Origin of the sequence: Escherichia sp. KTE114, from assembly GCF_000407765.1 — a bacterium.
Classification (GTDB): Bacteria; Pseudomonadota; Gammaproteobacteria; order Enterobacterales; family Enterobacteriaceae; genus Escherichia; species Escherichia ruysiae.
Window position 1 is genome coordinate 3,547,587 of the sequence record NZ_KE136626.1, and the last position, 18,984, is coordinate 3,566,570.

The following is an 18,984-nucleotide window of genomic DNA, read 5'->3' on the forward strand; positions in this document are numbered from 1 at the left end:
GCGGCGTTATTTACACCGCTCAATAAGTAATTTGTTAACCTTTGACCTTCGGCATCGCAATGTCTTTAAGACCACCGGCGTTCTCAACGTGGGTATATCCCATTTCGTTGAGGATCTCTTTTGCCTGCCCGGACTGGCGTCCGGCGTTGCAATACACTTTCACGGTGTCGTTTTTATCCGGAACGGCGGTGGCAATGCGCTCTTTCACTTCCTTCAGAGGAATATTGATGGCTCCCTGAACGTGTTCTTGCTGATACTGTTCTGGAATGCGAACATCGATCCAATGTTCAGCGGCAAAAACAGGCAGTGAAAACACCAGCGTCAGCGCAAGTAAGCCTTTTTTAAACATGTAAGCGTCCTTCTATGAATGAAAATTGCCATCCATTATACGCCTGAGATTTAACAATTTTTGCGAAACTCCCCTCACCTTTTATAACGCTGCGCCAGTTTATTGGCAGCCCGACTTAACAGCGGTTCCAGCGCCACAGCCAGCAACATTTTCAGCGGGCGGCGAGCAACAGATTTTATCGCCCAGCCAGCCACACCCGCCGGGCCGTAGCGCAGTGCGGTAAGAAGTACCAGCTTGCCTGCTAATTTAAAACCAGGCTTCACCTTTTGCCCGGCCTGTTGCCAGCGAGTATTCATAACTTTCCTCACAATTGACGGAAACGGCTACGCAGCGTGAAGGTATCGGAAGTGACATAACGTTCCATCTCGCGTAAACGCGTTTCACTGGCCGCCAGTTCACGGTCGACTTCATCCAGCAATTCGCTGCTGGAAGGTTGTTGTTCACCATACGCCATGTTGTCCGGCATCGGGTCAAGGGCAAATGACAAAATGATGTAAGCAACCAGGGTAAATAGCGCCAGGCCGAAGAAAATCGACAGTACCACGAGGATACGCACCAGTTTTACCGGTACATCAAAATAATTAGCAATCCCCGCGCAGACGCCGCGCACCATGCCTTGCTGTGGAATACGCCATAATTTTTTATTGAGATTAATGCCCGCCATTAGCGATCCCTCCAGTTCGGATGTTCTGCATCAAGAATGGATTCCAGCGCCTGAATACGCTCGCGCATCCGTTTTGCTTCATCAGCCAGTTGCGCTAATCGCTGCTGTTCGCTTTGCGACAATTCACCGCGACTGGAGCGGTTGCTGTAATGCAGCCACAACCAGATAGGTAAAACAAACAGCACAAAAATGGTTAACGGAATAGCCAGAAATAGCGCGCTCATAAGTACTCCTTAAAGAATGAGCGGCGGCGCGTTCAGACGCCGCCTGGGTGTTATTATTGATTATCTTGCTTCATTTTGGCTTTTAATTGTGCCAGTTGCTCGCTGATTGCATCATCGGCTTTCAGTTCGGCAAACTGATCGTCCAGCGATTTTTGTTTGCCGAAGCTGTGGCTTTCTGCTTCCGCTTCCATCTGGTCGATACGACGCTCGAAAGATTCGAAACGCGCCATCGCCTCATCCAGTTTGCCACTGTCCAGTTGACGACGCACGTCACGCGACGAGTTTGCAGCCTGATGACGCAACATCAATGCCTGCTGGCGAGCGCGAGTTTCGCTCAATTTGTTTTCCAGCTCGCCAATCTCTTTCTTCATACGCTCCAGCGTATCGTCCACCAGCGTCACTTCATGTTCCAGGCTCTTAATCAGATCGGTCAGTTTCTGTTTTTCAATTAGTGCCGCACGCGCCAGATCTTCTCTCTCTTTCAGCAGCGCCAGTTCGGCTTTTTCCTGCCACTCAACTTCACGCGCCGACGCTTGTTCAATACGGCGAGTCAGCTGTTTCTTTTCTGCCAGCGCACGCGCCGAGGTAGAACGCACTTCAACTAATGTATCTTCCATTTCCTGGATCATCAGACGCACCAGTTTCTGCGGATCTTCCGCTTTCTCTAACAGAGCGTTGATGTTGGCATTCACGATGTCGGCAAAGCGAGAAAAAATACCCATAATGTTGTCCTCTTGATTTCTTCGTTCAGGATTGTCCTGCTGAACTGTTAATACAATTTGCGTGCCAATTTTTTATCTTTTTGATTTATAAAGATCTGATTGAAGATTCAACAGCAACATGCCAGGATAAATTAGCGAATTACACTAACAAGTGGCGAATTTCATCATGGCAGAATACAAAGATAACTTACTCGGTGAGGCGAACAGCTTTCTTGAAGTGCTGGAACAGGTTTCGCATCTCGCGCCGCTGGACAAACCGGTTTTGATTATTGGCGAGCGCGGCACTGGTAAAGAGCTGATCGCCAGCCGTTTGCATTATCTCTCCTCCCGCTGGCAAGGGCCGTTTATTTCCCTTAACTGCGCGGCGTTAAATGAAAATCTGCTGGATTCCGAATTGTTTGGGCACGAGGCGGGCGCGTTTACCGGGGCGCAAAAACGCCATCCGGGACGATTTGAACGTGCCGACGGCGGAACGCTGTTTCTTGATGAACTCGCTACGGCACCAATGATGGTGCAGGAAAAATTATTACGCGTAATTGAGTACGGTGAACTGGAGCGCGTTGGCGGCAGCCAGCCATTACAGGTCAATGTGCGGCTGGTATGTGCGACAAATGCCGATCTTCCGGCGATGGTCGATGAAGGCACTTTTCGCGCTGACCTGCTGGACCGCCTGGCTTTCGACGTGGTGCAACTGCCGCCCCTGCGCGAGCGTGAAGGCGACATTATGCTGATGGCGGAACACTTTGCCATCCAGATGTGTCGGGAAATCAAGCTGCCTCTGTTCCCGGGTTTTACCGAGCGCGCCAGAGAAACGTTACTGAGCTATCGCTGGCCGGGAAATATCCGTGAATTGAAAAACGTGGTGGAACGTTCGGTGTATCGCCACGGCAACAGCGATTATCCGCTTGATGAGATCATTATTGATCCCTTTAAACGGCGTCCGCCTGAAGACGCTATCGCCGTTTCAGAAACCACCTCTCTTCCGGCATTGCCGCTGGATTTACGTGAGTTTCAGATGCAGCAGGAAAAAGAGTTGCTGCAACTCAGTTTGCAACAGGGGAAATATAACCAGAAGCGCGCAGCTGAGTTGCTGGGGTTAACCTATCATCAGTTCCGCGCATTGCTTAAAAAGCACCAGATTTAGCGGAGTTGGGCAATGTAGCTTGCCGGATAAGGCGATCAAACCTACAAAATCAAGACGCCGTTTGCAGGCCTGATAAACGCAGCGCATCAGGCATTATTGCGTTGGCCTCCGCTTCTGCGTATTAATCCCTCAGCGCATCCTGCAAAATTTTCATGGCCGCATCGAACTGCGTATCCGGGATGGTCAGCGGATACAAGAAACGAATCACGTTACCGTAGGTGCCGCAGGTCAGCAGTAACAATCCCTGTGCCAGCGCGCGTTGCTGGATTTTCTGCGCAATCGCCGCCGACGGCTCACCCGTTTGCGGGTCGTTAAACTCTGCCGCAATCATTGACCCCAGACCGCGTACCGCAGCAATTGCCGGAACGCTTTCTTTAGCCTCAATCAGCGTTTGCGTCAGGCGCTGACCAAGTTGATTCGCACGGTCGCAAAGGGATTCTTTGTCGATAATGTTGAGCACTGCGTGCGCGGCGGCAACTGCCAGCGGGTTACCAGCGTAGGTACCACCAAGCCCGCCCGGCGCGGGCGCGTCCATAATGTTTGCGTTGCCGACCACGCCCGAAAGTGGCATCCCACCCGCAAGGCTTTTCGCCATCGTCATTAAATCGGGCTTGTCAGCATAATGATCCATGGCAAACAGTTTACCTGTACGCGCAAAACCGCTTTGCACTTCATCAGCAATCATCACAATGCCGTGCTCATCGCACAGGCGGCGAATGGCAGAAACCAACTCTTTTGGCGCCACGTTGAAACCGCCCTCGCCCTGCACCGGTTCGAAAATAATCGCCGCGACTTGTTTCGCTTCGATGTCTGATTTAAACAAGCGTTCGATGGCGTCGAGGGAATCTTGCGTCGAAACGCTATGCAAATCTGACGGATACGGCACGTGATAAACCGAACCGGGGAACGGGCCAAAGCCAATTTTGTACGGTGCGACTTTTCCGGTTAACGCCATGGTCATATACGTGCGACCGTGGAAGCCGCCGCTAAACGCAATCACGCCAGGGCGTCCGGTATGGGCGCGAGCAATTTTCACCGCGTTTTCCACCGCTTCCGCGCCGGTAGTGAAGAACGCGGTTTTGGCCTGCCCGCTCACCGGGGCAAGGGCGTTGATTTTCTCCGCCAGGGTGACGTAGCTTTCGTATGGCACAATCTGGTACGCCGTGTGGGTAAACTGTTGCAGTTGCTGTTCCACCGCTGCCACCAGTTCAGGATGGCGATGTCCGGTGTTCAGCACCGCAATGCCTGCTGCGAAATCGATGTACTCGTTGCCCTCAACATCCTTCAGCGTGGCGTTTTCTGCCGACTGGGCGAAGAAGTTACACATTACGCCAACCCCGCGCGGAGTGGCAGAGAGACGACGCTGATGGAATTCATTGTTGCTCATGTTTCACACCTTTTGACTCTTCACTGTTAATCGGAAATTAAACGCCCAGACGATCGCGCAGGCTGTAATAGGCTGCGCCCATCGCGGTAAACGGCACGCGCAGCGTGCGCCCGCCGGGGAACGGGTAATGCGGCAGATTGGCGAACGCGTCGAAACGCTCGGCATCTCCGCGAAGCAGTTCAGCAATTAAACGCCCGGCGAGATGGGTACAGGTCACGCCGTGGCCGCTGTAGCCCTGCATGTAGTAAATGTTTTTATCGAGGCGGCCAAACTGTGGCATACGCGACAGGGTCAGCAGGAAGTTGCCCGTCCAGCGGTAATCAATTTTCACTCCCTGCAACTGCGGGAAGGTTTTCAGCAGTTTCGGCACCACAAGGCGCTCAACGTCATCCGGGTCACGCGCACCGTACACCACGCCGCCGCCGTACAGCAGGCGGTTGTCAGCAGTGAGACGATAGTAATCAAGCAGATAGTTACAGTCTTCGACACAGTAGTTTTTCGGGATCAGCGAACGAGCTAAATCATCCGAAAGTCGCTCAGTGGTGATCACCTGCGTGCCGCACGGCATACTGCGTTTCGCCAGTTCCGGCTCCACTTTATCGCCCAGGTACGCATTCCCGGCGACAATCACATACTTCGCCGTCACCTGGCCTTTGGCAGTGCGCACAACAGCGGGCGTGGTGTGCTGGATCTGCGTCACCGCAGAAAGCTCATACACGCGTCCGCCGTTCAGACGAATTGCGTCCGCTTCGCCAATGGCGAGGTTCAGCGGGTGAATATGCCCACCGCTGTGATCCAGCAGCGCACCGGTGTAGCGATCGCTGGCAACTTCGCGGCGAATGGCACTGGCGTCCAGCAGTTCCAGTTGTTTATTACCGTAGCGTTCCCAGTTCTCTTTCTGCTCTTCGAGCGTGGCGAGCTGTTTATCATTCATCGCTACAAACAGGCCGCCGGGGCGGTAATCGCAGTCAATCTGATAACGTTTGATACGTTCGCGGATGATCTCTCCGCCTTCGAACATCATGCTGCCGAGCATACGGGCGGTGTCCATGCCGTAGCTTTTTTCAATAACGTCGATGTCACGGCTGTAGGAGTTCACAAGCTGGCCGCCGTTGCGTCCGCTGGCGCCAAAGCCAATGCGTGAGGCTTCCAGCACCACCACATCAAAGCCCGCTTCCGCCAGATGCAGCGCGGAGGAAAGCCCGGTATAGCCGCCGCCGACCACGCAAACATCACAGGTGATTGACTCATTCAGCGTGTCGAAAGGCGCATATTTATTCGCACTGGCGGCGTAATAACTACTGGTATGTTCGGTCATTTCAGGCCTCCAGGCTTATCCAGATGGTTTTCAGTTCGGTGAATTTTTCAAGGGCGTGCAGGGATTTATCGCGACCGTTGCCGCTCTGCTTATAACCGCCAAACGGTACGGTCATATCGCCATCGTTGTAGTTGTTGACGAAGACGGAACCAGCTTTCAAACGGCGGCTCATGCGGTGCGCGCGGGAGAGATCGCGCGTCCATACCGCCGCACCGAGGCCGTACTGGCTGTCGTTGGCAAGCTGTAGCGCCTGGTCTTCTGAGGTGAAACGGGTGACCACCAGCACTGGGCCGAAAATCTCTTCGCGACTTAAGGACGCATTCGGGTCCACATCCACAAAGATGGTCGGGCCGATGGCCGCAGCCAGTTCAGCGTTGCGACCATCCAGCAGCAGTTGCCCTTGGCCTTCACGAATAAAGGTGTGTACCGAGTCAGCGTGAGCGCAGTCGATTAATGTGCCCATCGTGGTTGCAGGATCAAGCGGATGCCCTGGCTGCCAGTTTTGCGCCTGCTGTTTTAACAGGGCTAAGAATTCATCGGCGATACTCTCTTCCAGCAATAAACGGGTTCCGGCGATGCACACCTGGCCCTGGTTGTAGAAGATGCCTGCGGCGGTGGCGCTTGCAGCCTGTTGCAAATCCGGGCAGTCGGCGAAAACGATGTTGGCGCTTTTACCACCTGCTTCCAGCCAGACGCGTTTCATGTTGCTGTCGCCTGCGTCTTTCAGCAGTTGTTTCCCGGTGCGGGTTGAACCAGTAAAGGCGATGGCATCGATATCGTTATGACGCGACAGCGCCTGCCCGGCTTCATGACCAAAACCAGTTACCACGTTCAACACGCCCGGCAGACCGGCTTCTTTCGCCAGCCCGGCAAGGCGAATCGCACTGAGCGGCGATTTTTCGGACGGTTTCAGGACAACACTGTTACCTGCTGCCAGCGCCGGGCCGAGTTTCCAGCAGGTCAGCAGCAGCGGGAAGTTCCACGGTACAATGGCGGCAATTACGCCGACCGGTTCGCGCACAATCATCGCCAGCTCATGGCAACTGGTGGTAGCGACTTCGCCGTAAACTTTATCGATAGCTTCGGCGTACCAGCGAATGGCGCGCGCCGCGCCGGGAATATCATCACGCAGGCTGTGACGAATCGGTTTACCGGTGTCGAGGGTTTCCAGCAGCGCCAGTTCTTCCGCGTTGGCTTCCATTAAATCGGCGAGTTTATTCAGTACCACTTTGCGTTTAGCCGGAGAAGAGAGCGACCAGTCGCCGCGTTCAAATACGTTGCGTGCCGCGCTCACCGCGCGGTCAATATCGGCGCTTTTACCGCGCGCAATATTCGCCAGCGGTGCCTGGGTGACCGGATCAATAGTTTCAAAGGTTTCGTTTTCCGCCGCAGCGGTATATTCACCGTTAATAAATAAGCGGGTTTCAATGGCGAGACTTAACGCTTTATCCTGCCAGTAAGCCAGATGATGAAAATTCATTATGACTCCTGTTTCACGTCTATCAGATATATGCAGTTTGTGAACGTCAGGGCGCAGAGATCCCCGGGCCGTATGCCCGTTTATTTCTGGCGACATTCTTTATAGATTGCCGGGCGCATTGCGCTTACCCGGCTTACAGAACAAAAAGATTAAAACGTGGTGGGGGTATGGGCGCTGATAATCCGGCAAATACCTGCCGACGTATTGCTGAAACTGTGCGGGATGCCGGTATTAATGGCATAACTTTGCCCCGCGACGAGGTGATAATCCTGTCCATTAATGGTCAGAACAATTTCACCTTCCAGTACAGTGCCTATTTCCTCACCCTGATGCTTAATTCTTTCCCCAGTGGTTGTGCCCGGCTGGTACGTTTCAAAGATCATCGCCAACGTGCGATTCGGGTTACCGTTATGCACCAGCTTCATTGACACACCCTGACTGCCCATTTCAATTAAGTCGTCCTGATTAATGACGACCTGCGGCTCATCAGGTTTCTCCGGCTCGGAAAAGAATTCCGAGAGTGACAGTCCATACACTTTCAGCAGCTTTTGCAGCGTACTGATGGCAGGGCTGACTTTATCCTGTTCTATCGTACTTATAGCACTGTGAGTCAGCCCGGAGAGTTCGGCGGCACGACGTTGTGAAAGCCCCTGCTGCTGGCGGATTTCCGACAAGCGTTTTCCTGGCGCCAGTCCCTCATCACTCATATTTGCATTTCCTTAACTGTAGTGGTCAGAGTCGCTGTTTTTCAGCGATATGGTTCTGACAAGCGGTGATAAAGCCCTCGAACAATATACGCGAAAGCGCATACTCGCTACTGTTCCATTCCGGGTGCCACTGTACGCCCAGCGCGAAAGGATGATTGATGACGCTAACCGCCTCAACTAAGCCATCCGGCGAGCGAGCTTCCACACGTAACCGTGGGCTAACAACCTTCGCCCCTTGTCCATGCAGAGAGTTTACCCAAAAGTTGCTACATTCAGGTAACAACGCAGACAGTAATCCCCCCTCTTCAACCTGAACTTCATGCGACGGCGCATATTGCTGTTCCACCGGCAGTTCGGGATCTTCCCGATGTTCCAGCAATTCAGGCTGTTCGCACAGCTTGCGATGCAACGAACCACCGGTTGCCACCACCAGTTCCTGTAAACCCCGGCAGATGGCGAAAATGGGGATGCGCCTTTCGAGTGCGGCATTAATTAACGCCATGCTCAGAAGATCACGCCCGGGATCGGCGTCAGGCTCATCGCCGTTTTCACCATATAGGTGCGGCTGCACATTGCTGGGACTACCAGGAAGATAAATGCCATCGAGTTTCGGCAAAAGTTGTTCAAGTAACGACGGTTCCGCCAGCGCATGTGGTAGCGCAATTGGCAAGCCGCCTGCGTGGATGATGGCATTCAGGTACTTTTCTTGCAGAGTCTGGGTCTCATGACCCTTAAGCCTGTTCCTGCACATTACGACACCGATAACAGGATTGTTCATTATATTTTCCATGCTCAATCTCACAAAGTGGACTAAATTATCGCCATTACTGCGGTTTAAATGACCTTTCTGTTCAATATTTTTTCAATCTAGCAGTGAGTTTTCTTTTTTGCAAACTCAATTTAACATTTGACAAACATTTAGTTTGCATACAGATTCGAAGAGTGGTCATTATATTTTACGCTCTGATAACGAGTGGAAAACAAAACCAAAGGCGAAGAATCATGGAAACCAATATCGTTGAAGTAGAGAACTTTGTTCAGCAGTCAGAAGAGAGGCGGGGTAGCGCCTTTACGCAGGAAGTGAAACGCTACCTGGAACGCTACCCTAATACGCAATATGTTGATGTTTTACTTACCGATCTTAATGGCTGTTTTCGTGGAAAACGCGTCCCCTTCTCCAGCCTGAAAAAGCTGGAGAAAGGATGCTACTTCCCGGCTTCGGTGTTTGCGATGGATATTCTGGGCAATGTGGTAGAAGAAGCTGGGCTAGGACAAGAAATGGGCGAACCCGATCGTACCTGTGTCCCCATTCTCGGTTCTTTGACCCCTTCCGCTGCTGATCCTGAGTTTATTGGTCAAATGCTTCTGACCATGGTCGATGAAGATGGCGCTCCCTTTGACGTTGAGCCGAGGAATGTACTCAACCGCCTGTGGCAGCAGCTACGCCAGCGCGGATTGTTCCCGGTCGTAGCGGTAGAGCTGGAGTTCTATTTACTGGATCGCCAGCGCGACGCCGAAGGGTATCTGCAACCGCCCTGCGCGCCAGGCACCGATGACCGCAATACCCAAAGCCAGGTCTACTCTGTCGATAACCTCAACCACTTCGCCGATGTGCTCAATGATATTGATGAACTGGCGCAATTACAGTTGATTCCGGCAGATGGTGCGGTCGCCGAGGCTTCGCCAGGTCAGTTTGAAATCAACCTCTACCATACCGATAACGTGCTGGAAGCCTGCGATGATGCATTAGCCCTTAAACGCCTGGTGCGCTTGATGGCGGAAAAGCATAAGATGCACGCCACTTTTATGGCGAAGCCGTATGAAGAGCACGCGGGCAGCGGGATGCATATCCATATCAGTATGCAAAATAATCGTGGCGAGAACGTGCTGTCTGACGCGGAAGGCGAAGATTCGCCGCTGCTGAAAAAGATGCTCGCCGGGATGATCGACCTGATGCCGTCATCAATGGCATTGCTGGCGCCGAACGTAAACTCATATCGCCGCTTCCAGCCAGGCATGTATGTGCCGACGCAGGCATCGTGGGGTCATAACAACCGTACCGTTGCCCTGCGAATTCCGTGCGGCGATCGTCATAACCACCGCGTGGAGTATCGCGTGGCGGGTGCCGATGCCAACCCGTATCTGGTGATGGCGGCGATTTTCGCCGGTATTCTGCACGGTCTTGATAACGAGCTGCCGTTGCAGGAAGAAGTCGAAGGTAACGGGCTGGAACAGGAAGGATTACCCTTCCCGATTCGCCAGAGCGATGCCCTGTGGGAGTTTATCGAAAACGATCACCTGCGCCACTATTTAGGCGAGCGTTTCTGTCATGTGTATCACGCCTGTAAAAATGATGAGCTGTTGCAGTTTGAGCGCCTCATCACAGAAACAGAAATTGAGTGGATGTTGAAAAACGCGTAGTGCCCCCTTGCGGGGGTTGTCTCATCGGCCTGAGCGGAGCCAGGCCTGACATTTGCTGGTAATCCAGACATTTCCCGGATGTCGCGTTATGGAGCGCAGGCGGCAACGGGCTTCCGTTAACGATTAAGACTGTGACGAGGAAATGAGATGATGCCGATGATGAAATTCCCGCATGGCGAGGGAGGCTGCGTATGCGCTCCCCCTGCGACTGACCGGACTCCGCCCCCTTTGCTTCCCCTGCTAAACAGGTTTGATTTCAGGTCGACGCGACCGCAAACCCGATTACGCAGTGGAGGCAGCGATTATGGCTATTAATTCATCGCTGGACATTACTACACAACCGGGCAAAACCCGCCTGCGAAAATCACTGAAATTGTGGCAGGTGGTGATGATGGGTCTGGCCTATCTCACGCCGATGACTGTGTTCGATACTTTTGGCATTGTCTCCGGTATTAGCGACGGTCACGTTCCGGCATCTTACTTGCTGGCACTGGCTGGCGTGCTGTTTACCGCGATCAGCTACGGCAAGCTAGTTCGCCAGTTCCCGGAAGCTGGCTCGGCCTATACCTACGCACAAAAGTCGATTAACCCGCATGTCGGCTTTATGGTCGGTTGGTCATCGCTGCTGGATTATCTCTTTTTGCCGATGATCAACGTCTTGTTGGCGAAAATCTATCTCTCCGCCCTCTTCCCGGAAGTGCCGCCGTGGGTGTGGGTGGTAACCTTCGTCGCCATTTTAACCGCCGCGAATCTGAAGAGCGTCAACCTGGTCGCCAACTTCAATACCCTGTTTGTACTGGTACAAATCTCCATTATGGTGGTGTTTATCTTCCTGGTGGTTCAGGGGCTACATAAAGGTGAAGGCGTCGGCACCGTCTGGTCGCTACAACCGTTTATTAGCGAGAACGCGCATCTGATTCCGATTATTACCGGGGCGACGATAGTCTGCTTCTCGTTCCTCGGTTTTGATGCGGTGACCACGCTTTCGGAAGAGACGCCGGACGCCGCACGCGTGATCCCGAAAGCCATCTTCCTGACGGCGGTTTACGGTGGCGTTATCTTTATCGCCGCATCGTTCTTTATGCAACTGTTCTTCCCGGATATCAGCCGCTTTAAAGACCCGGATGCCGCACTGCCGGAAATTGCACTGTACGTCGGCGGCAAGCTGTTCCAGTCGATTTTCCTTTGCACCACGTTTGTGAACACGTTAGCGTCTGGCCTGGCTTCACATGCCAGCGTCTCGCGTCTGCTGTATGTGATGGGCCGCGACAATGTGTTCCCGGAACGCGTGTTTGGCTATGTTCACCCGAAATGGCGCACCCCGGCGCTGAACGTCATTATGGTAGGAATTGTGGCATTGTCGGCGCTGTTCTTTGATTTAGTCACCGCCACGGCGTTGATTAATTTCGGCGCACTGGTGGCGTTTACCTTCGTTAATTTGTCTGTGTTTAATCACTTCTGGCGACGCAAAGGGATGAATAAAAGCTGGAAGGAACACTTCCACTATTTATTAATGCCGCTGGTTGGCGCTCTGACGGTGGGCGTGTTGTGGGTTAACCTCGAGTCAACGTCACTGACGCTCGGTCTGGTATGGGCCTCATTAGGCGGCGCATATTTGTGGTATCTGATCCGCCGTTATCGCAAAGTGCCGCTGTACGAAGGCGACAGAACGCCGGTGAGCGAAACGTAATACGTAGGATGCGCGGCGCATTGTCCTGCCGGGGGCAATGCGCCGCGCCATTATCTATAAAAAGATGTATGACCCGGATCACGAGTGCTATCATCCGCCCTTATGCTTAACGCATTAACCCCAGGGCAAAAAATGAACCACGATATCCAACTGAAATATTTTGATATTGCCGATGAGTACGCGACCGAATGCGCAGAACCTGTCGCAGAAGCTGAACGCACGCCACTAGCTCACTACTTCCAGTTACTGCTCACCCGTTTGATGAATAATGAAGAGATCAGCGAAGCAGCCCAGCATGAAATGGCCGCTGAAGCGGGGATTAATCCCGCACGCATTGATGAGATCGCAGAGTTTTTGAATCAATGGGGTAATGAGTAATCCTTTAATTGCAGATGCCCGGCCAGTATCGCAGACCGGATAAGACGTTCATGCCGCATCCGGCTAAAAATGACATGAACCCAGCTTTAATGGGTTTCTCACGATCGCGCCACGCTGTTCCTCGCTAAGTAGTTCTGTGAGTTATAGTTATAGAGAAATCACGGGTACGAATGTTGAACAGATGGCGACGCCACATGTGCAACAACCAACCATACTGCCCTCATTGCGACCCCTGAACACAAACGGTAATGGCAAATGTCATTAAATATTAGTAAGATAGCCTCTTTACATAAAATCCCTTAATATTATGCGCCAGGTATTATCGTCTCTTTTGGTGATTGCTGGACTTGTGAGTGGTCAGGCAATCGCCGCGCCTGAACCCACCCCGCACGCTGATATCCGCGACAGCGGTTTTGTCTATTGCGTCAGCGGGCAGGTCAACACCTTTAACCCATCCAAAGCGAGCAGTGGGTTAATTGTCGATACCCTTGCCGCCCAGTTTTATGATCGACTACTGGATGTCGATCCCTATACTTATCGTCTGATGCCGGAACTTGCCGAAAGCTGGGAAGTGCTCGACAACGGCGCAACCTATCGCTTCCACCTGCGTCACGATGTTCCGTTTCAAAAAACCGACTGGTTTACACCTACTCGCAAAATGAATGCTGATGATGTGGTGTTTACCTTCCAGCGAATTTTTGACCGTAACAACCCGTGGCATAACGTCAACGGTAGCAACTTCCCCTATTTCGACAGCCTGCAATTTGCTGATAACGTGAAAAGCGTCCGCAAGCTGGATAATCACACCGTTGAGTTCCGTCTCGCCCAGCCGGATGCTTCCTTTTTATGGCACCTGGCGACCCATTATGCGTCGGTAATGTCTGCCGAATATGCGCAGAAATTAGAAAAAGAAGATCGTCAGGAACAACTCGACCGCCAACCCGTAGGCACCGGACCGTATAAACTGTCGGAAAATCGCACGGGACAATATATTCGCTTACAACGTCATGATGAGTTCTGGCGAGGCAAACCGTTGATGCCACAGGTGGTGGTGGATTTAGGTTCTGGTGGCACCGGACGTCTGTCGAAACTCTTGACCGGTGAATGTGACGTTCTGGCCTGGCCTGCTGCCAGCCAACTGTCTATTTTGCGCGACGACCCGCGTTTGCGTTTAACGCTGCGTCCGGGGATGAACGTTGCCTATCTGGCGTTTAACACTGCCAAACCACCGCTTAATAATCCGGCAGTACGTCATGCGCTGGCACTGGCGATTAATAACCAGCGCCTGATGCAATCTATCTATTACGGTACGGCTGAAACGGCGGCCTCTATTTTACCGCGCGCCTCGTGGGCTTATGACAACGAGTCTAAAATTACCGAATACAATCCGGCGAAATCACGCGAACAGTTGAAGGCGTTGGGGCTGGAAAATTTAACGCTGAAACTGTGGGTGCCAACACGCTCGCAAGCGTGGAACCCCAGTCCGCTGAAAACTGCCGAACTGATTCAGGCGGATATGGCGCAGGTCGGCGTGAAAGTGGTGATTGTGCCGGTAGAAGGTCGTTTTCAGGAGGCGCGGTTGATGGATATGAGCCATGATCTGACGTTATCCGGCTGGGCGACGGACAGTAACGACCCGGACAGTTTCTTCCGCCCGTTACTGAGCTGCGCGGCAATTCATTCGCAGACCAACCTTGCCCACTGGTGCGATCCGAAATTCGACAGCGTGTTGCGTAAGGCGCTCTCCTCGCAGCAACTGGCGGCGCGTATTGAAGCCTATGACGAAGCGCAAAGTATTCTGGCGCAGGAGTTACCCATTCTACCGCTGGCCTCATCACTACGCTTGCAGGCCTATCGGTACGATATCAAAGGGCTGGTTCTTAGCCCATTTGGTAACGCCTCCTTCGCTGGTGTGTACCGCGAAAAGCAAAATGAGGTGAAAAAACCATGATTATCTTCACCTTACGCCGCGTTTTATTATTGATCGTGACCTTGTTCCTGCTGACGTTCGTTGGCTTCAGTTTGAGCTATTTCACGCCACATGCACCGTTACAAGGCGCCTCACTGGGGAATGCCTGGGTATTTTGGTTTAACGGCCTGATTCACTGGGATTTTGGTGTTTCCAGCATTAACGGTCAGCCGATAGCCGAACAGTTAAAAGAGGTCTTTCCGGCGACGATTGAGCTATGCATTCTCGCTTTCGGTTTTGCGTTGATTGTCGGCATCCCGGTGGGCATGATTGCCGGGATTACGCGCCATAAGTGGCAAGATAACTTGATCAATGCCATCGCGTTGCTGGGCTTTTCAATCCCGGTTTTCTGGCTGGCGCTTCTGCTGACGCTGTTTTGTTCGCTGACGCTGGGCTGGCTGCCCGTTTCAGGGCGTTTCGATTTGCTCTATGAAGTGAAACCTGTTACCGGCTTTGCGTTGATTGATGCCTGGCTTTCGGACTCTCCGTGGCGGGATGAAATGATCATGAGCGCAATACGCCATATGGTATTGCCGGTCATCACCCTGTCGGTTGCGCCAACAACTGAAGTGATCCGATTGATGCGTATCAGCACCATCGAAGTCTATGACCAGAATTATGTGAAAGCAGCGGCGACTCGTGGTTTGTCACGCTTTACTATTTTGCGTCGCCATGTGCTGCATAACGCGTTACCCCCTGTCATCCCTCGTCTGGGTTTGCAGTTTTCCACCATGCTGACGCTGGCGATGATCACCGAAATGGTCTTTAGCTGGCCTGGTTTGGGACGCTGGTTAATTAACGCCATTCGCCAACAAGATTACGCAGCGATTTCCGCCGGTGTGATGGTGTGTGGTTCGCTGGTCATTATTGTTAATGTGATTTCTGATATTTTGGGTGCTATGGCTAACCCTCTGAAACATAAGGAATGGTATGCCTTACGATAGCGTATACAGCGAGAAGCGCCCGCCGGGCACGCTACGTACCGCCTGGCGCAAATTCTATGGTGACGCCGCTGCAATGGTCGGCCTGTACGGCTGCGCGGGGCTGGCTGTACTGTGTATTTTTGGCGGCTGGTTTGCGCCTTACGGCATTGACCAGCAGTTTCTCGGTTATCAATTGTTGCCACCGTCATGGTCTCGCTATGGCGAAGTCTCTTTCTTCCTGGGGACTGACGACCTCGGACGCGACGTTTTAAGCCGTTTATTGAGCGGCGCGGCGCCTACCGTTGGCGGCGCATTTGTGGTGACACTTGCTGCTACCGTCTGTGGCCTGGTGCTCGGCACCTTCGCCGGCGCGACGCATGGCCTACGGTCAGCGGTGCTTAATCATATTCTGGATACCTTACTGGCGATCCCGTCCCTGCTGCTGGCAATTATCGTTGTGGCGTTTGCCGGGCCGAGTTTGTCGCACGCGATGTTTGCCGTCTGGCTGGCACTACTGCCGCGTATGGTGCGTTCGGTCTACAGCATGGTGCATGATGAGCTGGAAAAAGAGTACGTTATCGCTGCTCGCCTGGATGGTGCAACGACGCTGAATATTCTCTGGTTTGCCGTGCTGCCAAACATCACCGCTGGGCTGGTCACGGAGATCACCCGCGCACTGTCGATGGCAATTCTTGATATCGCCGCACTGGGCTTTCTTGATCTCGGCGCGCAACTCCCCTCACCTGAATGGGGAGCGATGCTCGGCGATGCGCTGGAACTGATTTATGTCGCCCCGTGGACCGTCATGCTGCCTGGTGCTGCAATTATGATCAGCGTGTTGTTGGTTAACCTCCTTGGTGATGGTGTGCGTCGTGCGATTATTGCGGGGGTAGAATAATGCCGTTACTGGATATTCGTAACCTGACCATTGAATTTAAAACCGGTGATGAGTGGGTTAAAGCCGTTGACCGCGTGAGTATGACCTTAACCGAAGGTGAAATCCGTGGCCTTGTTGGTGAATCCGGCTCCGGCAAAAGTTTGATTGCGAAAGCGATTTGTGGCGTCAATAAAGATAACTGGCGTGTTACCGCTGACCGTATGCGTTTTGATGACATCGATCTGCTGCGCCTCTCCGCGCGCGAACGGCGCAAGCTGGTTGGGCACAACGTGTCGATGATTTTTCAGGAACCGCAATCGTGTCTAGACCCTTCTGAACGTGTGGGGCGTCAGTTAATGCAAAACATCCCGGCCTGGACCTATAAAGGCCGTTGGTGGCAGCGATTTGGCTGGCGCAAACGCCGTGCCATTGAGCTGCTGCACCGCGTGGGGATTAAAGATCACAAAGATGCGATGCGCAGTTTTCCGTATGAGTTGACCGAAGGTGAATGCCAGAAAGTGATGATTGCCATCGCGCTGGCGAATCAACCACGTCTGCTGATAGCTGACGAACCAACAAACTCGATGGAGCCAACCACCCAGGCGCAAATATTTCGCCTGCTGACGCGTTTGAATCAAAACAGCAATACCACTATTTTGCTTATTAGTCATGACTTACAAATGCTTAGTCAATGGGCGGACAAAATCAACGTGCTTTACTGCGGGCAAACCGTGGAAACAGCGCCGAGTAAGGAACTGGTGACGATGCCGCATCATCCTTACACCCAGGCGCTGATCCGCGCGATACCAGATTTCGGCAGCGCAATGCCGCATAAAAGTCGCCTCAATACGCTGCCTGGTGCAATCCCGCTTCTGGAACAATTGCCCATAGGTTGTCGTCTGGGGCCACGTTGCCCGTATGCACAACGAGAATGTATAGTGACGCCGCGCCTGACGGGCGCGAAAAATCATCTCTATGCCTGTCATTTCCCGCTGAACATGGAGAAAGAGTGAGATGATAGAAACTCTGCTCGAAGTGCGTAATTTAAGCAAAACGTTCCGCTACCGAACTGGCTGGTTTCGTCGTCAGACCGTAGAAGCCGTAAAACCCTTGAGCTTTACGCTACGTGAACGCCAGACGCTGGCGATTATTGGTGAAAACGGTTCCGGTAAATCGACGCTGGCGAAAATGCTGGCAGGAATGATTGAGCCAACCAGCGGTGAGTTATTGATTGACGATCATCCGCTGCATTTTGGCGATTACTCCTTCCGCAGCCAGCGGATTCGCATGATTTTTCAGGATCCATCGACCTCGTTGAATCCGCGTCAGCGTATCTCGCAGATCCTGGATTTTCCTCTGCGTTTGAACACCGATCTGGAACCTGAACAGCGCCGCAAACAGATTATTGAAACAATGCGTATGGTCGGGCTGCTACCGGATCACGTCAGTTACTATCCGCATATGCTGGCACCAGGGCAAAAACAACGTCTGGGTCTGGCGCGCGCGCTGATATTGCGCCCAAAAGTCATTATCGCGGATGAAGCTCTCGCCTCGCTGGATATGTCGATGCGTTCGCAGTTGATTAATCTGATGCTGGAGCTACAAGAGAAACAGGGCATTTCTTATATTTATGTTACCCAACATATCGGGATGATGAAGCATATCAGCGACCAGGTTCTGGTCATGCATCAGGGTGAAGTGGTCGAGCGCGGTAGTACGGCTGACGTGCTGGCATCGCCGCTACATGAACTCACCAAACGGCTCATTTCCGGGCACTTTGGCGAAGCGTTGACGGCGGATGCGTGGCGCAAAGATCGTTGATTTTCTGAACCCGCCTTCCAGATAATTCACCTCATTCTGACAAGGGATTAAATCTTGTCAGAATGAGTGGATGGATAAAATAGAATCAAATGCGCGTTATTTAAGACGCAATCTCACCCCGCAGGAACGAAAGCTCTGGCGATATCTTCGCAGCCGACGTTTTGGTGATTTCAAATTTCGCCGTCAACATCCGGTGGGGAGCTACATTCTCGATTTTGCCTGCTGCTCGGCGCGTGTAGTAGTTGAGCTGGATGGTGGGCAGCATGATTCAACAGTTGCCTATGATACCAGGCGCACACGCTGGCTTGAGTCGCAGGGCTGGACCGTGCTGCGTTTCTGGAATAACGAGATTGATTGTAATGAGGAGGCGGTGCTGGAGATTATTCTGCAGGAACTGAGTCGCCGGTCACCCTCACCCCAGCCCTCTCCCTGAAAGGGCGAGGGAGCCGACCGAGCCGGGTGGCTGTTGTGGTGAAAATATGGAGTCGGATGGTGAAGAATATTCGGCAAGGACTGAATCGCCGGTCACCCTCTCCCCAGCCCTCTCCCTGAAAGAGCGAGGAAGCCGACCGAGCCGGGTGGCTGTTGTGGTGAAAATATAGAGGCGGATGATAAAGAATATTCGACCAGGACTGAACTGCCGGTCACCCTCTCCCTGAAAGGACTAGGGGGCTGTATGTGCCTGTTTGTTGCTGGGGTGACAATATTTGCACAATACGATCCCCTCGCCCCTCTGGGGAGAGGGTTAGGGTGAGGGGAAAAGCCCCCCCTGCCCGCGCCCTGCTCCGGTCGGACCTGGCAACTATAGCCACCCACAGCCAGGTTGATTATAATAACCGTTTATCTGTTCGTACTGTTTATTTAAACGACGAATCGCCTGATTTTCAGGCACAACAAGCATCAACAATAA

At 52.8% G+C, this 18,984-nt stretch carries 21 protein-coding genes; 11 read left to right on the top strand and 10 right to left on the bottom strand.

The features are described from left to right. Positions 1-34: 34 nt before the first annotated feature. From pspE to pspA, 5 genes are all read right to left on the bottom strand, one after another. The gene (gene pspE, locus WC5_RS04420) at positions 35-349 is read right to left on the bottom strand and encodes a thiosulfate sulfurtransferase PspE (RefSeq protein ID WP_000473120.1); all 315 of its coding nucleotides are present in this window, start codon (positions 347-349) and stop codon (positions 35-37) included. 74 nt (positions 350-423) lie between these two features. Continuing rightward, complete coding sequence (pspD, locus tag WC5_RS04415) at positions 424-645, bottom strand: phage shock protein PspD (protein ID WP_001295585.1); 222 nt, start codon at positions 643-645, stop codon at positions 424-426. Positions 646-653: 8 nt separating this feature from the next. After that, entirely contained in the window at positions 654-1,013 is a 360-nt protein-coding gene (gene pspC / locus WC5_RS04410) for an envelope stress response membrane protein PspC (RefSeq protein WP_000907390.1), read from the bottom strand. Continuing rightward, positions 1,013-1,237, bottom strand: a complete 225-nt coding sequence (pspB, locus tag WC5_RS04405) for an envelope stress response membrane protein PspB (RefSeq protein ID WP_001274965.1) — start codon at positions 1,235-1,237, stop codon at positions 1,013-1,015. The genes pspC and pspB overlap by 1 nt, the downstream gene beginning before the upstream one ends. A gap of 53 nt (positions 1,238-1,290) precedes the next feature. After that, positions 1,291-1,959 (bottom strand): phage shock protein PspA, encoded by a 669-nt coding sequence (pspA, locus tag WC5_RS04400; protein ID WP_000511032.1) that lies wholly within the window; start codon positions 1,957-1,959, stop codon positions 1,291-1,293. A gap of 166 nt (positions 1,960-2,125) precedes the next feature. On the opposite strand from pspA, the gene pspF reads away from it, so the two are divergent. Further along, complete coding sequence (pspF, locus tag WC5_RS04395) at positions 2,126-3,103, top strand: phage shock protein operon transcriptional activator (RefSeq protein ID WP_016231730.1); 978 nt, start codon at positions 2,126-2,128, stop codon at positions 3,101-3,103. A 121-nt stretch (positions 3,104-3,224) separates the two neighbouring features. Here pspF and puuE read toward each other — a convergent pair whose 3' ends face one another. From puuE to puuD, 5 genes are all read right to left on the bottom strand, one after another. Further along, on the bottom strand, positions 3,225-4,490 hold the full coding sequence (puuE, locus tag WC5_RS04390; protein ID WP_000069263.1) for a 4-aminobutyrate transaminase: 1,266 nt from the start codon (positions 4,488-4,490) through the stop codon (positions 3,225-3,227). Between the two features lie 37 nt (positions 4,491-4,527). Beyond that, entirely contained in the window at positions 4,528-5,808 is a 1,281-nt protein-coding gene (gene puuB / locus WC5_RS04385) for a gamma-glutamylputrescine oxidase (protein WP_000134879.1), read from the bottom strand. Position 5,809: 1 nt separating this feature from the next. Further along, positions 5,810-7,288 carry an aldehyde dehydrogenase PuuC gene (puuC, locus tag WC5_RS04380; protein ID WP_016231731.1) on the bottom strand — a complete coding sequence of 493 codons (1,479 nt, stop codon included), beginning with the start codon at positions 7,286-7,288 and terminating at the stop codon, positions 5,810-5,812. Between the two features lie 149 nt (positions 7,289-7,437). Then, complete coding sequence (puuR, locus tag WC5_RS04375) at positions 7,438-7,995, bottom strand: HTH-type transcriptional regulator PuuR (protein WP_001278727.1); 558 nt, start codon at positions 7,993-7,995, stop codon at positions 7,438-7,440. Between the two features lie 25 nt (positions 7,996-8,020). Continuing rightward, positions 8,021-8,785 carry a gamma-glutamyl-gamma-aminobutyrate hydrolase gene (gene puuD / locus WC5_RS04370; RefSeq protein WP_010350587.1) on the bottom strand — a complete coding sequence of 255 codons (765 nt, stop codon included), beginning with the start codon at positions 8,783-8,785 and terminating at the stop codon, positions 8,021-8,023. A 212-nt stretch (positions 8,786-8,997) separates the two neighbouring features. Here puuD and puuA point away from each other — a divergent pair, with 212 nt between their 5' ends. From puuA to WC5_RS04325, 10 genes are all read left to right on the top strand, one after another. Further along, the gene (gene puuA / locus WC5_RS04365) at positions 8,998-10,416 is read left to right on the top strand and encodes a glutamate-putrescine ligase (protein WP_000449634.1); all 1,419 of its coding nucleotides are present in this window, start codon (positions 8,998-9,000) and stop codon (positions 10,414-10,416) included. A 150-nt stretch (positions 10,417-10,566) separates the two neighbouring features. After that, complete coding sequence (locus tag WC5_RS25425; RefSeq protein ID WP_123058196.1) at positions 10,567-10,731, top strand: YmjE family protein; 165 nt, start codon at positions 10,567-10,569, stop codon at positions 10,729-10,731. After that, positions 10,721-12,106, top strand: a complete 1,386-nt coding sequence (puuP, locus tag WC5_RS04360; protein ID WP_010350589.1) for a putrescine/proton symporter PuuP — start codon at positions 10,721-10,723, stop codon at positions 12,104-12,106. Before WC5_RS25425 ends, puuP begins: the two co-directional genes overlap by 11 nt. Before the next feature lie 132 nt (positions 12,107-12,238). Next, positions 12,239-12,484, top strand: a complete 246-nt coding sequence (locus tag WC5_RS04355; protein WP_001015114.1) for a YmjA family protein — start codon at positions 12,239-12,241, stop codon at positions 12,482-12,484. Between the two features lie 307 nt (positions 12,485-12,791). Then, positions 12,792-14,435: an ABC transporter substrate-binding protein SapA gene (gene sapA, locus WC5_RS04350; protein ID WP_001250189.1), complete on the top strand. Its 1,644-nt coding sequence runs from the start codon at positions 12,792-12,794 to the stop codon at positions 14,433-14,435. Further along, on the top strand, positions 14,432-15,397 hold the full coding sequence (gene sapB / locus WC5_RS04345) for a putrescine export ABC transporter permease SapB (RefSeq protein ID WP_000583302.1): 966 nt from the start codon (positions 14,432-14,434) through the stop codon (positions 15,395-15,397). Before sapA ends, sapB begins: the two co-directional genes overlap by 4 nt. Next, positions 15,384-16,274, top strand: coding sequence for a peptide ABC transporter permease SapC (sapC, locus tag WC5_RS04340; RefSeq protein WP_001146146.1), 891 nt, complete (start codon positions 15,384-15,386; stop codon positions 16,272-16,274). Before sapB ends, sapC begins: the two co-directional genes overlap by 14 nt. Further along, positions 16,274-17,266, top strand: a complete 993-nt coding sequence (sapD, locus tag WC5_RS04335) for a peptide ABC transporter ATP-binding protein SapD (protein WP_001128858.1) — start codon at positions 16,274-16,276, stop codon at positions 17,264-17,266. Before sapC ends, sapD begins: the two co-directional genes overlap by 1 nt. A 1-nt stretch (position 17,267) precedes the next feature. Next, positions 17,268-18,074: a peptide ABC transporter ATP-binding protein SapF gene (gene sapF / locus WC5_RS04330; protein WP_000573415.1), complete on the top strand. Its 807-nt coding sequence runs from the start codon at positions 17,268-17,270 to the stop codon at positions 18,072-18,074. Between the two features lie 70 nt (positions 18,075-18,144). Continuing rightward, positions 18,145-18,507 (top strand): DUF559 domain-containing protein, encoded by a 363-nt coding sequence (locus WC5_RS04325; protein ID WP_000357690.1) that lies wholly within the window; start codon positions 18,145-18,147, stop codon positions 18,505-18,507. Positions 18,508-18,984: the final 477 nt, after the last annotated feature.

Coding starts and splice junctions, on each gene's coding strand:
- WC5_RS04355 (WP_001015114.1), top strand. CDS start 12,239: ATGAACCACGATATCCAACTGAAATATTTTGATATTGCCGATGAGTAC.
- sapF (WP_000573415.1), top strand. CDS start 17,268: ATGATAGAAACTCTGCTCGAAGTGCGTAATTTAAGCAAAACGTTCCGC.
- pspA (WP_000511032.1), bottom strand. CDS start 1,959: ATGGGTATTTTTTCTCGCTTTGCCGACATCGTGAATGCCAACATCAAC.
- pspF (WP_016231730.1), top strand. CDS start 2,126: ATGGCAGAATACAAAGATAACTTACTCGGTGAGGCGAACAGCTTTCTT.
- puuR (WP_001278727.1), bottom strand. CDS start 7,995: ATGAGTGATGAGGGACTGGCGCCAGGAAAACGCTTGTCGGAAATCCGC.
- pspE (WP_000473120.1), bottom strand. CDS start 349: ATGTTTAAAAAAGGCTTACTTGCGCTGACGCTGGTGTTTTCACTGCCT.
- WC5_RS25425 (WP_123058196.1), top strand. CDS start 10,567: ATGCCGATGATGAAATTCCCGCATGGCGAGGGAGGCTGCGTATGCGCT.
- pspB (WP_001274965.1), bottom strand. CDS start 1,237: ATGAGCGCGCTATTTCTGGCTATTCCGTTAACCATTTTTGTGCTGTTT.
- sapD (WP_001128858.1), top strand. CDS start 16,274: ATGCCGTTACTGGATATTCGTAACCTGACCATTGAATTTAAAACCGGT.
- pspC (WP_000907390.1), bottom strand. CDS start 1,013: ATGGCGGGCATTAATCTCAATAAAAAATTATGGCGTATTCCACAGCAA.
- sapA (WP_001250189.1), top strand. CDS start 12,792: ATGCGCCAGGTATTATCGTCTCTTTTGGTGATTGCTGGACTTGTGAGT.
- sapB (WP_000583302.1), top strand. CDS start 14,432: ATGATTATCTTCACCTTACGCCGCGTTTTATTATTGATCGTGACCTTG.
- puuA (WP_000449634.1), top strand. CDS start 8,998: ATGGAAACCAATATCGTTGAAGTAGAGAACTTTGTTCAGCAGTCAGAA.
- pspD (WP_001295585.1), bottom strand. CDS start 645: ATGAATACTCGCTGGCAACAGGCCGGGCAAAAGGTGAAGCCTGGTTTT.
- WC5_RS04325 (WP_000357690.1), top strand. CDS start 18,145: ATGGATAAAATAGAATCAAATGCGCGTTATTTAAGACGCAATCTCACC.
- puuC (WP_016231731.1), bottom strand. CDS start 7,288: ATGAATTTTCATCATCTGGCTTACTGGCAGGATAAAGCGTTAAGTCTC.
- sapC (WP_001146146.1), top strand. CDS start 15,384: ATGCCTTACGATAGCGTATACAGCGAGAAGCGCCCGCCGGGCACGCTA.
- puuB (WP_000134879.1), bottom strand. CDS start 5,808: ATGACCGAACATACCAGTAGTTATTACGCCGCCAGTGCGAATAAATAT.
- puuD (WP_010350587.1), bottom strand. CDS start 8,785: ATGGAAAATATAATGAACAATCCTGTTATCGGTGTCGTAATGTGCAGG.
- puuE (WP_000069263.1), bottom strand. CDS start 4,490: ATGAGCAACAATGAATTCCATCAGCGTCGTCTCTCTGCCACTCCGCGC.
- puuP (WP_010350589.1), top strand. CDS start 10,721: ATGGCTATTAATTCATCGCTGGACATTACTACACAACCGGGCAAAACC.